A 13365-nucleotide genomic window follows, 5' to 3' on the forward strand; every position below is an offset into this window, starting at 1 on the left:
CGGCTAGGCGCCACGCCCACCTTTCGCGCCCTTGATTTTCGGGCGATCCGCCCAAGACGCCCCATATAGAGCGACCATGAACCTTCTCGTCGTCGAGAGCCCGGCCAAGGCCAAGACCATCAACAAGTACCTCGGCTCGGACTACACGGTCCTGGCCTCGTACGGCCACGTCCGCGATCTTCCGGCCAAGGACGGATCGGTGAAGCCCGACGAGGACTTCGCTATGTCCTGGGACGTCGACGCCAAGGCCGCCAAGCGGCTCAGTGACATCGCCGAGGCGGCCAAGAAGTCCGACCGCATCATCCTGGCCACCGACCCCGACCGCGAGGGCGAGGCGATCTCCTGGCACGTGCTGGAGGTCCTGCAGAAGAAGAAGGTCCTGAAGGACAAGAAGGTCGAGCGGGTGGTGTTCAACGCCATCACCAAGTCGGCCGTCACCGAGGCGATGAAGTCGCCGCGCGACATCGACATGGAGCTGGTCGAGGCCTATCTCGCCCGCCGCGCGCTGGACTATCTGGTCGGCTTCACGCTCTCGCCGGTGCTGTGGCGCAAGCTTCCGGGCTCACGCTCGGCCGGCCGCGTGCAGTCGGTCGCCCTGCGTCTGGTCGTGGACCGCGAGCTGGAGATCGAGCGCTTCAAGACCCAGGAATACTGGACCGTCGAGGCCGACGTCTCGGCCGGCGCCGAGCCGTTCCTGGCTCGCATGGTCAAGCACGAGGGCAAGCGGCTCTCCAAGTTCGACCTCGGCAATGAGGCCAGCGCCCTGGCCGCCAAGGCGGCGGTCGAATCGGCGACCTTCAAGGTGGCCGCGGTCGAGAAGAAGCCCGGCCGGCGTTCGCCGCCCCCGCCCTTCACCACCTCGACCCTGCAGCAGGAAGCGGCCCGCAAGCTCGGCTTCTCAGCCCAGCGCACCATGCAGGCGGCCCAGAAACTGTACGAAGGCATCGACATCGGCGGCGAGACCGTCGGTCTGATCACCTATATGCGGACTGACGGCGTGCAGGCCGCGCCCGAGGCGCTGGATGAAGCGCGCGTCGTGATCGGCGGCGTCTACGGCAAGGAATACGTCCCCGAGACCGCCCGCATCTACAAAACCAAGGCCAAGAACGCCCAGGAGGCGCACGAAGCCATTCGTCCGACCAGCCTGGCCCGCAACCCGGGCTCGCTGCGGCTGGAGAGTGATCTAGGCCGGCTCTACGAGCTGATCTGGAAGCGGATGATCGCCTCGCAGATGGAGTCGGCGCGGATCGAGCGCACGACCATCGAACTGGAGAGCGAGGACGGCAAGACCGGCCTGCGCGCCACCGGCCAGGTGGTGCTGTTCGACGGCTACCTGGCGGTCTACGAGGAGGGCCGCGACGACGCCGACGACGAAGAAGGCGGCCGCCTGCCGCAGGTCAACGAAGGCGCTTCGGCGCGTGTCGTCGCCGCCCGCGCCGACCAGCACTTCACCGAGCCGCCCCCGCGCTACTCGGAAGCCAGCCTGGTCAAGAAGATGGAAGAGCTGGGCATCGGCCGGCCGTCCACCTACGCCTCGGTGCTGACCGTGCTGCGCGACCGCGAGTACGTCCGCATGGACAAGAACCGGTTCGTGCCGGAGGACAAGGGCCGCCTGGTCACCGCGTTCCTCGAGCAGTTCTTCTCGCGCTATGTGGAGTACGACTTCACCGCGGCGCTTGAAGAGAAGCTCGATCTCGTCTCGTCCGGCGACATGGACTGGAAGGCGCTGCTGCGCGAGTTCTGGCAGGACTTCCACGCCGCGGTCGGCGAGATCGCCGAATTGCGCGTCACCAACGTGCTGGACGCGCTGAACGAGGCGCTCGGCCCGCACATCTTCCCGGCCAAGGAAGACGGATCGGATCCGCGCGCCTGCCCCACCTGCGGGACCGGCCGGCTGTCGCTGAAGACCGGCAAGTTCGGGGCTTTCATCGGCTGTTCGAACTATCCGGAGTGCCGTTTCACCCGCCAGCTCGCTCAATCGGACGACGAGGCGGCCCAGGAGAGCGGCGACCGTGAACTGGGCGTCGATCCGGTGACCGGCGAGAAGGTGTTCCTCAAGGCCGGCCGCTTCGGCCCCTACGTCCAGCTCGGCGAGGCCGACAAGCCCAAGCGCTCCAGCCTGCCCAAGGGCTGGTCGGCGGCGGCCATGGACCTTGAAAAGGCGCTGCGGCTGCTGCGGCTGCCGCGCGAAGTCGGCGCGCACCCCGAGGACGGCGGCATGATCACCGCCGGCATCGGCCGGTTCGGGCCGTTCGTGCTGCACAACGGCACCTATGCCAATCTGCCGAACGTCGATGAGGTGTTCGAGGTCGGCCTGAACCGCGCGGTCGCCCTGCTGGCCGAAAAGCGGGCCGGCGGCGGCCGTCCCGGCCGCGGCGAAGCCGCCGCGCTCAAGGACCTCGGCGCCCACCCGGCCGACGGCGCGCCCGTCAAGGTGCTGGCCGGCCGCTACGGCCCTTACATCAAGCACGGCTCGACCAACGCCAACATCCCCAAGGGCAAGGATCCGCAGGAGATCACCCTCGAGGAAGCGGTCGCCTTGATCGCCGAGCGCGAGGCCAAGGGCGGCGGCAAGAAGAAGGGTAAGGCCGCGGCCAAACCCAAGGCGGAGAAGGCGCCGGCCAAGAAGGCCGCCGCCAAGAAACCGGCCGCCAAGAAGCCGGCTGCGAAGAAGCCGACCAAGGCGGAGGCCGAGCCGGCTCCCGCCGACGGCCCGGCGCCCTGGGACGAGGAGTGACGGCGGGGGCCAAATCCCCGCCACCGCTGCGCGATTCCTGCGTTACAAGGCGGAATGGCTAAAGCCCGCATTCCGAAGTCCGCCCGTTTCACCGCCAAATCCGTCCGGCCGCCCCAGGGGCTGCCGGATCGCGAAACCTTGCTGAAATTCATTCGCGAGGCGGGCGAGACCGACAAGGCGGACATGGCCAAGGCATTCGGCCTGAAGGGAAATGATCGCCGCGCCCTGCGCGACATGGTCAAGCAACTGGAGGCCGAGGGCGCGCTGGGCAAGCGCGGCCGCAAGGGCTTCTCGGAGGCCGGCGCCCTGCCCCCGGTCGGCGTCGTCGACGTGGTCGAACGCGATCCGGACGGCGAACTCCTGGTCAAGCTGACCAAGGGCGAGGATGCGCCGCTGGTGCGGCTGGCGCCCGATCGCGCCGGCGCGATCGGCGCCGCCCCCGGGCTTGGCGACCGTCTGCTGGTGCGGTTCGAAACCCTGGAAGACGGCGAGACCGAGGCTCGTGTCATCAAGCGGCTGGGCCAGAGCGCCCATCGCATCCTCGGCGTGGTGCGCAAGGCCAACAAGCAAGTCCGGGTCGAGCCCGTCGACCGCCGTTCCAAGGAAAGCCTGACCCTGGTCCCGGCCGAGGCCGCCAACCTTTCCGACGGCGACCTGGTGCTCGCCCAGGTCACCGCCGAGGTCCGATATGGCCCCAAGCGCGGCAAGGTGCTCGAGGTCGTCGGCCGCGAGGACCAGCCGCGCGCCGCCTCGCTGATCGCGATCCACAGCCACGGCATTCCGACCGGCTTCACGCAGGACGCCGAGACCGAGGCCGAAGCGGCGCAGGAGCCGACGCTGAAAGGCCGCGAGGACCTGCGCGCGGTGCCGCTGATCACCATCGACCCGCCCGACGCCCGCGACCATGACGATGCGGTCTATGCCGAGCCGGACACCGATCCCAAGAACGAGGGCGGCTGGGTCGTCTGGGTCGCGATCGCCGACGTCGCCGCCTATGTGCGGCCGGGCTCGGCCCTGGACCGCGAGGCGCGCGACAAGGGCAATTCGACCTACTTCCCCGACCGCGTCGAACCGATGCTGCCCGAGCGGTTGTCGGCGGGCCTCTGCTCGCTGCGCCAAGGCGAGAACCGCGCCTGTATGGCGGTGCGGATGGTGTTCGGGGCCGACGGCCGCAAGCGCTCGCACAGGTTTGTCCGCGGACTGATGCGCTCGGCCGCCAAGCTCTCCTATGAGCAGGCCCAGCGCGCCATCGACGGCTTCCCGGACGACCAGACGAACCCGCTGCTGGCGCCGATCCTGAAGCCGCTGTGGGCTGCCTACGAGACCATGCTGAAGGGCCGTAAGGCGCGCTCGCCGCTGGCCATCGAGAGCCAGGAGCGCAAGATCGTCCTCAACGCCGAGGGAGAGGTCACCTCGATCACGCCACGCGCCTCGCTCGAAGCTCACAAGCTGATCGAAGAGATGATGGTGCAGGCCAATGTCTGCGCCGCCGAGACCCTGGAACAGAAGAAGTCGCCGCTGATCTACCGGGTGCACGACGCGCCGAGCCAGGAAAAGGTCCAGTCCCTGGCCGAGTTCCTGCAGACCGTCGGCATCGCCTGGAACAAGGGCGAGGCGCCGCGCACCGACCGCTTCAACAAGCTCTTGGGCGAGACCCGCGACGGCCCGCACGCCGAGATCGTCAACGAGGTCGTGCTGCGCACCCAGATGCAGGCAATCTACTCGACCGAGAACATCGGCCACTTCGGCCTGAACCTGGATCGCTACGCCCACTTCACCTCGCCGATCCGCCGCTATGCCGACCTGGTCGTTCACCGGGCGCTGATCCGCGCGCTGGGGCTGGGCGACGACGGCCTCACCGATCGCGACATCGCGCAGATGAAGGACACCGCCGAGCGGATCACCGGCACCGAGCGTCGCTCCATGGCCGCCGAGCGCGACGCCACCGACCGCTATGTCGCCGCCTTCCTGTCCGACCGGGTGGGCGCCGAGTTCGCCGGGCGGATCACCGGCGTCACGCGCTTCGGCCTGTTCATCCGGCTGGACGAGACCGGCGCCGACGGCCTGGTCCCCGTCTCCAGCCTGGGCGGCGAGTTCTTCGTCCACGACGACAAGGCCCACGCCCTGGTGGGCGAGCGCACCGGCCGACGCTGGCCGCTGGGCATGCGGGTACAGGTCGAACTGAAGGAAGCCACGCCGATCACCGGCGGTCTGCTGTTTGAAATGGTCAGCGATCCCCTGCCCGTCGATCCGACCGCGCCACGGCCGCGCCTGGGCGTGCGTGGGCGCGCGCCGTTCACCGGGCCGAAACGGGGCGGCGGCGCCGGCAAGGCCCCGCCCAAGCGCGGCAAGCGGCGCTAGAGCATTTCCTCCGACGCGGCGCCGGTTCGGGCAAGATCGGCCCCGGCGGATCGGACTTTGCTCTAGGCCGGCGCGCAGGCCACCGCCAGGCCGACGCAGACGTCGTTGTGTGCCTGACGAACGACCGACAATCGCACGGCGACATGATCCTGGTCGCGAACCAGAAACTCGATCGCGCCCACATGCGTGTCCGCGCGCCCTTGCAGGATCGCGTTCAAGGTCTGGGCGACGTCATGCCGATGCGGCGGCGCGATGAAATCGACAAGCCGCGCGCCAAGGACGTGCGCCCGAGGAAATCCGACGAGGTCGCAGAAGGCGTCGTTCGCCTCCTCGACGTAGCCCATGGCGTTGACGGCGAGCTTCGAGACCACGCCCAGCGCGTCGACCGCCTGGGTCTGGGCCCAGTACATCTCAGCGTCGCGCCGCAGGTCGAGCAACTCTGTCAACTGCGAGAACATGAGGGCGACGCCGCCCTGGAACGGAAAGGCCCTGTTCTCGTAGTGCCGGTGGGGGTTGAAGACGCCCCTGGACTCGAACTGCACGACCTCGCCGGTGCGGAGCACCCGGCGTAGGCGCGCCGCCAGCGCCGCGCCCTGCTCTCCGAACTCCGGACTGTCGGCCGCCGCGCCGATCAGCTCCTGCGGATCCCGTCCTGCGCTCGCGAAAGCGACGGCGTTGAGATGACGCACCCGCAGGTCGCGGTCGAAGGACACGAAGCCCTCGAACATGTTGGCGATGAAGGTGTCGCGGTTCAACTCGCCGACCTGCTCGCCGGCGGCCGCCGCCGGATTGGAGCCGCCGCCGGCGTCGTCGGCGAGACGGGCGAACTCCTCGGCCGAAAGGACGACAAGCCTCGGACGGCCGTGATGGGTGACCAGCACCGGCCCCTGCATCGCCCGATCCTGCCATTGCCCGAAGTTCCGACTGATCTCGGCTGCCGTCGTCCTGGCCCCGGGCCTGTCAAAGCGCTTCAGCACGCGTGTTCCCCTCCGGTTCACCCCAACCGTGCGGCGAAGGTTGTTCACCCGATCGCACTTGACACTGCGCCCTAGGGTCGCAGTTCATTACCTTGATAATTCATAATGTTACGCCACGATTCATGGTCAAGCTTGATCAACGAACTGCGGCCGATTCGCCGAGCGGCAGGAGCCGTTGAAACAGCGCCTTCGCAGGCGATGAAAGCGCGCGCGATGCGCTAAGCTCCCTCCAAAGCTCAAGGAGGGACGCGATGTACGAAAGCCCAGCCCCGCCGACCGGCGCCCAGGCGGTTCCCGACAGCCGCGGCCTCAACCTGTTTCGCGCCGACCCCGATCTGCAGAAGCTGGCTGAGCTGTACCTGCCCGGCGGACTGGCGGGCCACCTTCAGCCGCACCTCGATCGCCTCGGCGCCCTCGCTGGGGGCGAACTGGACGAACTGGCCAGCGTCGCCGACCACAACCCGCCGGTACTGCGCGCGCGCACCCGACGCGGCGAGGACGCGCAGCGCATCGACTACCATCCCGCTTATCGCCGGCTGGAGCAGACCGCCTTCGGCGACTACGGCCTGGCGGCGCTGTCGCACCGGCCCGGGGTGCTGGGCTGGAACGCAGCCATGCCGGCCGCCGCCAAGTACGTGATCACCTATCTGTTCGTGCAGGCCGAATTCGGCCTCTGTTGCCCGGTCAGCATGACCGACAGCCTGACCAGAACGCTGCGCAAGTTCGGCTCGGACGAGTTGATCGCCCGCTACCTGCCCGCGCTCACCAGCCAGGACCTGGACGTCCTGAACCAGGGCGCGATGTTCATGACCGAACAGGGCGCGGGCTCCGACGTCGGGGCGACAGCGGTGACCGCTTCGCCGCAGGCCGACGGGACCTGGGCGCTGCACGGCGAAAAGTGGTTCTGCTCCAACGCCGACGCCGAACTGGCCATGGTGCTGGCCCGGCGAGAGGACGGTGAACCCGGCTTGAAGGGCGTCTCGCTGTTCCTGCTGCCGCGCACCCTCCCCGACGGAACCGCCAATCGCTATCGGATCGTGCGGCTGAAGGACAAGCTCGGCACCAAGTCGATGGCCAGCGGCGAGATCTCGCTGGACGGCGCCACGGCGTGGTTGGTCGGCGACCCCGGCGCCGGCTTCAAACAGATGGCCGACATGGTCAACAACTCGCGGCTCTCCAACGGAGTGCGGGCGGCCGGTCTGATGCGGCGGGCCAGCACCGAGGCGCTCTACATCGCCCATCGCCGCGAGGCGTTCGGCAAGCGGCTGATCGAGATGCCGCTGATGCGCCGCCAACTGTTGAAGATGGTCATGCCCGCCGAGCAGGCGCGCAGCATGATGTTCCAGACCGCCGAGGCGCTGCGCCGCTCGGACGGCGGCGACGAAAGCGCCTATCCGTTGCTGCGCATCCTGACCCCGCTGATCAAGTTCCGCGCCTGCCGCGACGCCCGCAAGGTGACCGGCGACGCCATGGAGGTGCGCGGGGGCTGCGGCTACATTGAGGAATGGTCGGACGCGCGGCTGGTGCGCGACGCCCACCTGGGCAGCATCTGGGAGGGCACCAGCAATATCGTCGCCCTGGATGTGATCCGCGCCGCCCAGCGCGAAGGCTCGCTGCCGGTGCTGCGCGGGCACGTCGCCGGCCTCTGCGCCGACAGCGATGCGCCCGCCGAACTGATGCCGGCCCTCGATCGCGCCATCGCCCTGACGGAGGCCGCGCAGGACGACGTCGCCCAGACCCGGCAGGCGGCCAGCGCCCTCTATCACCTCACCTCCGCCGCCGCCCTGGCCTGGGAGGCCAAGAGGCTCGGGGCGCCCCACCGCCTGGCGCTGGCGCGCGCGGTCCTGCCCCATCGTGTCCTGCCGCGCGATCCGTTGGCGGCGACTCCGGCCGAGGATCCCGACCTGGCGCCGCTTCTGGCCGATCCCGCCGCGGGCTCTAAATTCAAAGATTGATGAGCCATTTCCGATCCAAGCAGATCGGAAACAGCTCTAGGCGGCCGCCGGCTGCAGAGCGGCCAGGAAGCCCTGCTTGGTCAGGGTGACCCGGTCCTCGTCGAGGTCGCGCAGGCAGTCCTTGGCGCGCAGGGTTTCCCAGGCGTGTTCGAGGCGCTCGGGATTGTTGCCACGCAGCACCGCCGCCTCGTGCACCGCCGCCCAGGAAATCGCCTCCCCGGGCCAGATGTCGAAGCTGCGAACCGCCGCCAGGACGGCTCGCTCGGCGTCATCCAGAATCAACAGGCGCGGCGCCCCCGCGGCGAACTCGACCACCTCGCCGGCGGGCTCGGCAGCGGGGCTCTCATCCTCCAGCATGCCGCGGGCGATCTCGGCCTCGCCCATCACCACCCGGTCGGCGCCATGGGCGATCAGGTGGGCGGCCTCGGCGTCGGTATGGGCGCGGGCGATGATCTCAAGCAGGGCGTTGGCCTTGCGCGCATGATCGACCACTCCGCCGCACTCGAAGCCGTCGGTCACCGCGACGTACATCCGGGCGGCGCGTGGAACCCCAGCGGCCTCCAGCACGCGCGGTTCGACCGCCGAGCCGATGATCACCTCGTAGCCTTCCGCCGCGGCCTTGGCGGCGAACTCGGGCTCGGCCTCGACAAGCACGAACGGCTTGCCCTGGCTCTTCAGGCCGGCGCTAACCGCCTGGCCGACGCGGCCGTAGCCGACGACGACAATGTGACCGCTGAGCGCGGTTGGCGACAGGTCGTTGGCAGGCTCCGGTTCCGGCGCCGCGGGCAGCGGGGCCGCCGGCTCGACGGGCGCGGTCTTGGGCGTGCGCAGAGCCACTGCGAAGATCAGCGGGTTTAGCATGATCGAGATGATGGCGCCGGCGAGGATCAGGTCGCGGCCTTCTCGCGGCAGGATCTGAAGATCGACCCCCAGGCCGGCGAGAATGAACGAGAATTCCCCGATCTGGGCCAGGCTCGCGGCGACCGTGATCGCCGTCGTGTCGGATCGCTTGAACAGCTTGAGGATCGCGTAGGCGGCCAGCGACTTGCCGATGATGACGATGGCGAGCACCGCCAGCACGGTGAGCGGATTGGCCAACACCACGAACGGGTTGAACAGCATCCCGACCGACACGAAAAACAGCACCGCAAAGGCGTCGCGCAACGGAAGGGTCTCTTCGGCCGCCCGGTGGCTGAGTTCGGAATCGGCCAGGATCATGCCGGCGAAGAACGCGCCCAACGCGAACGAGACCCCGAACAGCGTCGCCGCGCCGAACGCCACGCCTAGAGCGATCGCAAACACCGCCAGCCTGAACAGCTCCCGCGAGCCTGTGTGGGCCACGTAGTGCAACAGCCACGGCACCGCGCGTCGGGCGACGACCAGCATGAAGGCGACGAAGCCGCCGACCTTCAGCAGGGTCAGGCCCAGCGGCACCCCCCAAGCAGTGAGCGGGTCGGCCGCCCCTTCCCCGGCCTTCATCGCACCGGCCAGCGCCGGCAACAGCACCAGGGCCAGGACCATGGCCAGATCTTCCACGATGAGCCAGCCGACGGCGATCTTGCCGCGTTCGGTCTGAACCAGCCGCCGCTCCTGCAGCGCGCGCAGCAGCACCACCGTCGAGGCCACCGACAACGCCAAGCCGAACACCAGGCCCGAGATCAGCGGCCAACCGAGCAGCGCCGACAGGGCGATCCCGAGGATCGTCGCGACCGCCATCTGGGCCAGCGCGCCCGGCACGGCGATCTTGCGCACCGCCATCAGGTCCTTGACCGAGAAGTGCAGCCCGACCCCGAACATCAGCAGGATGACGCCGATCTCGGCCAGTTCGTTGGCGATCTTCTGATCGGCCACATAGCCGGGCGTAAACGGCCCGACGATCACCCCCGCCAGCAGATAGCCCACCAATGGAGAAAGCCTCAGGCGCTGGGCGAGCGCGCCGAGGGCGAATGCGGCGACGAGGCCGGCGACGATGGTGGCGATCAGCGGGGTATGATGGGGCATGTGCCTCCGTGGTGAGTTTCAGGGGTTCCCACCGTGGAAATTGCGGTCGCAGGGCCTCAGATCAACCAGAAATGAACACCCGCGCCGGACACATCGGCGTCATCGCCCCCGCCGTGGTCAGCTCTGGCGGGGTTCCGTCAACGCCAACAGCAGCCAAGCCGCCAACGCCCAGCCGGCGCCGAGGGCCCAGCCCCCGAGCACGTCGGTGGGCCAATGAACGCCGAGATAGACTCGGCTGACCCCCACCGCGAGCACCCCGCTCACCGCCACCCCGTAGATCAGCGCCTTGGTGCGCCGGCGCGGTTCGACGCTGGCCGTCACGGTCGCCAAAATCAGGAACACCGCGGCCGCCATCGCTGAGTGGCCCGACGGAAAGCTGTGCGAATAGACATAGCTGCCATGCGTCACCAGGGCGGGCCGCTCGCGCTCGTAGAACGCTTTCAGCACCTGGCTGGACGCCTGGGCCGCGATCACCGTGGCCGCGAAGATCAGCGCCTCGCGCCGGCGCTGATGAAAGATCAGCAGCAGCGTCGCCACGAGGGTCAGCAGAGTGAGGACAGTGAACCCGCCCAGGGCGGTAATGTCGCGAACCGCCTCCTCCAGCCAGCGCGGGCCGAGCGGATCGGACGGCTGTCCGGGCGTCCGCAGCGCCAGCAGCAGCCGGCGGTCGAGGGCGTCGGTCCCGCCCTCGGAAACCTCGCCCGCCAGGATCAGAAACAGCCAGGACGCTCCGGCCAGCGCCACCAGCAGCACCAGGGTGCGGGTCTCCAGCTTGCCGATCAGGGATTTCAGGCGTTCGATCATACCGCGTTCGCAAGGGGGTGAAGCCGATGACGTCTACATGGCAGCTTTGGGCGTTGCTGTCGGCCGCGTTCGCGGCCCTGACGGCGGTGTTCGCCAAGGTCGGGGTGGAGAACATCAACTCCGATTACGCCACCTTGATCCGCACGCTGGTGATCCTGGCGATCGCCGCCGGGATCGTCGCGGCGACCGGCGCCTGGCGCCCGGCCGGCGAGGTCACGCCGCGGACCTACCTGTTCTTGATCCTCTCGGGCGCGGCGACGGGGCTGTCCTGGCTCTGCTACTTCCGGGCTCTGAAACTCGGCGACGCAGCGCGGGTGGCGCCGATCGACAAGCTGAGCGTCGTGCTGGTCGCCGTGTTCGCCGCGATCTTCCTGGGCGAGCGGCTGTCGGCCGCCGGCTGGGCGGGCGTGGCGCTGATCGCAGCCGGCGCGGCGCTGGTCGCGTGGGCAGGTTGACGTTACGTCGCCGTTCCCAGGACTCAGATCGGGTCATACAGTTGTTTCATGACCACGACCGTTGTTCCGACCAACCGCGCCCCTGAAGGGGCGCGCATGCGGCCCCCCGGCGCCCGGGCGGTGAAGCCGCGCAACGCCGCGACTCTGATCATCGTGCGCCGCGACCGCCAGAAGCCGCAGGTGCTGATGGGCAAACGCCACGGCGGCCACGACTTCATGCCGAACCTCTGGGTGTTCCCTGGCGGGCGGATCGACCGCAGCGATTTCCGCGCGCCGTTCGCGACCGATCTGCGCCCCGACGTCGCCGCTCGGTTCGAGGCGCATATCCCAATGAACCGCGGCCGCGCCCTGGCCCTGACCGCCATCCGCGAGACCTTCGAGGAAGCCGGACTGCTGCTGGCCAAGCAAGCGCCTGTCCGCCCGCTGGCCGGCCCCTGGCGAGAGTTCGCCGCCGAGGGCGCGGCCCCGGACCTGGAGGCGCTGGAGATCGTGGCCCGCGCGGTCACCCCGCCGATGCTGGCCAAGCGGTTCGACACCTGGTTCCTGATGGCCGACGCCGAGCGGCTGATCAGCCTGGAGCGCAAGCCCGATTGCGGGGAACTGGAAGAGATCGCCTGGGTCGACTTCGACGAGGCCATCGCCCTGCCGTTGCCTTCGGTTACCCGCATGGTCATCGAGGAGGCGATCCATCGATTGGACGATCCCGACCGCCCGCGGCCGTTCATGCGCTTTGGCGCCGGCGCCACCCGGCTGAGCCACCTCTAGACGCCGGAACATTTCAAATGCGAATTGTTCTCAACTAACTTGCGTTGAGAACCACCCCTTGATAGTGCGACCTACTATCAGCACTTGCGGGGATCAGCATTTTGTCGGCTTCGGAGCTCGTGGACGCCAAGGCGGCCATCGACGTGGAAAAGGCCAAGGCCAAGCGTAAGGCCCAGCGCCGCGCCGCCCTGATGCGCCAGATGGTCCAGTGGCACTGGATCAGCGCTGCGGTCTGCCTGCTCGGGATGCTGCTGTTCGCGATCACCGGCATCACGCTCAACCACGCCGGGGCCATCGAGGCCAAGCCCCAGACGGTCGAGGCCGAGGGCCAGCTTCCTGCCGACCTGCTGAACATCGCCAAGGCGGCCCAGACCGAGCAAGGCGCCCTGCCCGATCCGATCCGGGCCTGGCTGGCCAAGGAAATGGGCGTCAAGGCGCCCAAGGCCGCCGCCATCGAGTGGACGGACGCGGAAGCCTACATCTCGCTGCCCCGCCCGGGCGGCGACGGCTGGGTGACCTTCGACGCCGGCGACGGCGCAGTCGTCCACGAGAGCACCAGCCGCGGCCCGGTCGCCTACCTCAACGACCTGCACAAGGGTCGCAACACCGGGACGGCCTGGAGTCTGTTCCTCGACATCTTCGCCATCGGCTGCGTGGTCTTCTGCATCACCGGATTGGTGCTGCTGCAGCTGCATTCGCGGGCGCGCAAGATCACCTGGCCGTTGGTGGGCCTGGGCCTCGCCGTGCCGCTGATCCTTGTCCTGATCTTTGTTCACTGACCGGAGTCCCCATGCGTCTGCCGATCTATACCGCCGCCTTCACCGGCCTGATGGCGGGCCCCGCCCTGGCGGCGGACCTGGAGTTGAGCCTGGAGGTTCCGCGGCTGACGGTCGCCGAGTACCACCGTCCCTACGTCGCCGTCTGGATCGAGACCCCCGACAAGACCGCGGTGAAGACCCTGGCCGTCTGGTACGACGTCAAGCTGAAGAACCAGGAAGGCCAGAAATGGCTGAAGGACATGCGCCAGTGGTGGCGCCGCGCCGGACGCGACATGAGCCTGCCCGCTGATGGGATCAGCGCCGCGACCCGCGCGCCTGGCAAGCACCAGGTGGTGTTCAAGGGCGGCGCCGCGCCGCTCGGGAACCTGCCGGCCGGGCAGTACAACCTGGTGGTCGAGGCCGCCCGCGAAGTCGGCGGCGTCGAAGTGGTCCGCGCTCCGTTCCAATGGCCGCCCAAGGCCCGCGCAACCTCCTCCGCCAAGGGAACCAGCGAACTCGGCGCCGTGAGCGTCACCGTCAAGCCGTAGAGGA

General features: G+C 68.8%; 10 protein-coding genes. 7 read left to right on the forward strand and 3 right to left on the reverse strand.

The features are described 5' to 3' along the window. Positions 1-76: 76 nt before the first annotated feature. Positions 77-2737, forward strand: coding sequence for a type I DNA topoisomerase (topA, locus tag O4N75_RS14125; RefSeq protein WP_269626146.1), 2661 nt, complete (start codon positions 77-79; stop codon positions 2735-2737). A gap of 54 nt (positions 2738-2791) precedes the next feature. Continuing rightward, entirely contained in the window at positions 2792-5098 is a 2307-nt protein-coding gene (rnr, locus tag O4N75_RS14130) for a ribonuclease R (protein ID WP_269626147.1), read from the forward strand. 62 nt (positions 5099-5160) lie between these two features. On the opposite strand, the gene O4N75_RS14135 is transcribed toward rnr, so the two are convergent. Then, positions 5161-6075 carry a type II toxin-antitoxin system prevent-host-death family antitoxin gene (locus O4N75_RS14135; protein ID WP_269626148.1) on the reverse strand — a complete coding sequence of 305 codons (915 nt, stop codon included), beginning with the start codon at positions 6073-6075 and terminating at the stop codon, positions 5161-5163. A 251-nt stretch (positions 6076-6326) separates the two neighbouring features. Between O4N75_RS14135 and O4N75_RS14140 the strand changes: the two genes are divergently transcribed. Next, complete coding sequence (locus tag O4N75_RS14140) at positions 6327-8030, forward strand: acyl-CoA dehydrogenase family protein (RefSeq protein WP_269626149.1); 1704 nt, start codon at positions 6327-6329, stop codon at positions 8028-8030. Positions 8031-8066: 36 nt separating this feature from the next. Here O4N75_RS14140 and ybaL read toward each other — a convergent pair whose 3' ends face one another. Both ybaL and O4N75_RS14150 read right to left on the reverse strand, forming a co-directional pair. Beyond that, a complete protein-coding gene (gene ybaL / locus O4N75_RS14145; RefSeq protein ID WP_269626150.1) occupies positions 8067-10031 on the reverse strand; it encodes a YbaL family putative K(+) efflux transporter in 1965 nt (654 codons plus the stop codon). A gap of 117 nt (positions 10032-10148) precedes the next feature. Continuing rightward, a complete protein-coding gene (locus tag O4N75_RS14150) occupies positions 10149-10835 on the reverse strand; it encodes a phosphatase PAP2 family protein (protein ID WP_269626151.1) in 687 nt (228 codons plus the stop codon). Between the two features lie 26 nt (positions 10836-10861). On the opposite strand from O4N75_RS14150, the gene O4N75_RS14155 reads away from it, so the two are divergent. The 4 genes from O4N75_RS14155 to O4N75_RS14170 all read left to right on the forward strand — a co-directional run bounded on the left by O4N75_RS14155 (position 10862) and on the right by O4N75_RS14170 (position 13361). Then, complete coding sequence (locus tag O4N75_RS14155; RefSeq protein ID WP_269626152.1) at positions 10862-11290, forward strand: EamA family transporter; 429 nt, start codon at positions 10862-10864, stop codon at positions 11288-11290. 96 nt (positions 11291-11386) lie between these two features. Continuing rightward, entirely contained in the window at positions 11387-12055 is a 669-nt protein-coding gene (locus O4N75_RS14160) for an NUDIX domain-containing protein (RefSeq protein ID WP_269629374.1), read from the forward strand. 101 nt (positions 12056-12156) lie between these two features. After that, entirely contained in the window at positions 12157-12834 is a 678-nt protein-coding gene (locus tag O4N75_RS14165; RefSeq protein ID WP_269626153.1) for a PepSY-associated TM helix domain-containing protein, read from the forward strand. Between the two features lie 11 nt (positions 12835-12845). Then, positions 12846-13361 (forward strand): DUF2271 domain-containing protein, encoded by a 516-nt coding sequence (locus tag O4N75_RS14170; RefSeq protein ID WP_269626154.1) that lies wholly within the window; start codon positions 12846-12848, stop codon positions 13359-13361. Positions 13362-13365 lie beyond the last annotated feature (4 nt).

The sequence above is a fragment of the Phenylobacterium sp. NIBR 498073 genome (genome assembly GCF_027286305.1).
In the GTDB taxonomy this organism is placed as follows: domain Bacteria; phylum Pseudomonadota; class Alphaproteobacteria; order Caulobacterales; family Caulobacteraceae; genus Phenylobacterium.

What these genes read in the sequence shown, in the direction of transcription:
- O4N75_RS14160 (WP_269629374.1), top strand. Translation starts at nt 11,387, where the DNA reads ATGCGGCCCCCCGGCGCCCGGGCGGTGAAGCCGCGCAACGCCGCGACT.
- topA (WP_269626146.1), top strand. Translation starts at nt 77, where the DNA reads ATGAACCTTCTCGTCGTCGAGAGCCCGGCCAAGGCCAAGACCATCAAC.
- O4N75_RS14170 (WP_269626154.1), top strand. Translation starts at nt 12,846, where the DNA reads ATGCGTCTGCCGATCTATACCGCCGCCTTCACCGGCCTGATGGCGGGC.
- O4N75_RS14140 (WP_269626149.1), top strand. Translation starts at nt 6,327, where the DNA reads ATGTACGAAAGCCCAGCCCCGCCGACCGGCGCCCAGGCGGTTCCCGAC.
- rnr (WP_269626147.1), top strand. Translation starts at nt 2,792, where the DNA reads ATGGCTAAAGCCCGCATTCCGAAGTCCGCCCGTTTCACCGCCAAATCC.
- ybaL (WP_269626150.1), bottom strand. Translation starts at nt 10,031, where the DNA reads ATGCCCCATCATACCCCGCTGATCGCCACCATCGTCGCCGGCCTCGTC.
- O4N75_RS14155 (WP_269626152.1), top strand. Translation starts at nt 10,862, where the DNA reads ATGACGTCTACATGGCAGCTTTGGGCGTTGCTGTCGGCCGCGTTCGCG.
- O4N75_RS14150 (WP_269626151.1), bottom strand. Translation starts at nt 10,835, where the DNA reads ATGATCGAACGCCTGAAATCCCTGATCGGCAAGCTGGAGACCCGCACC.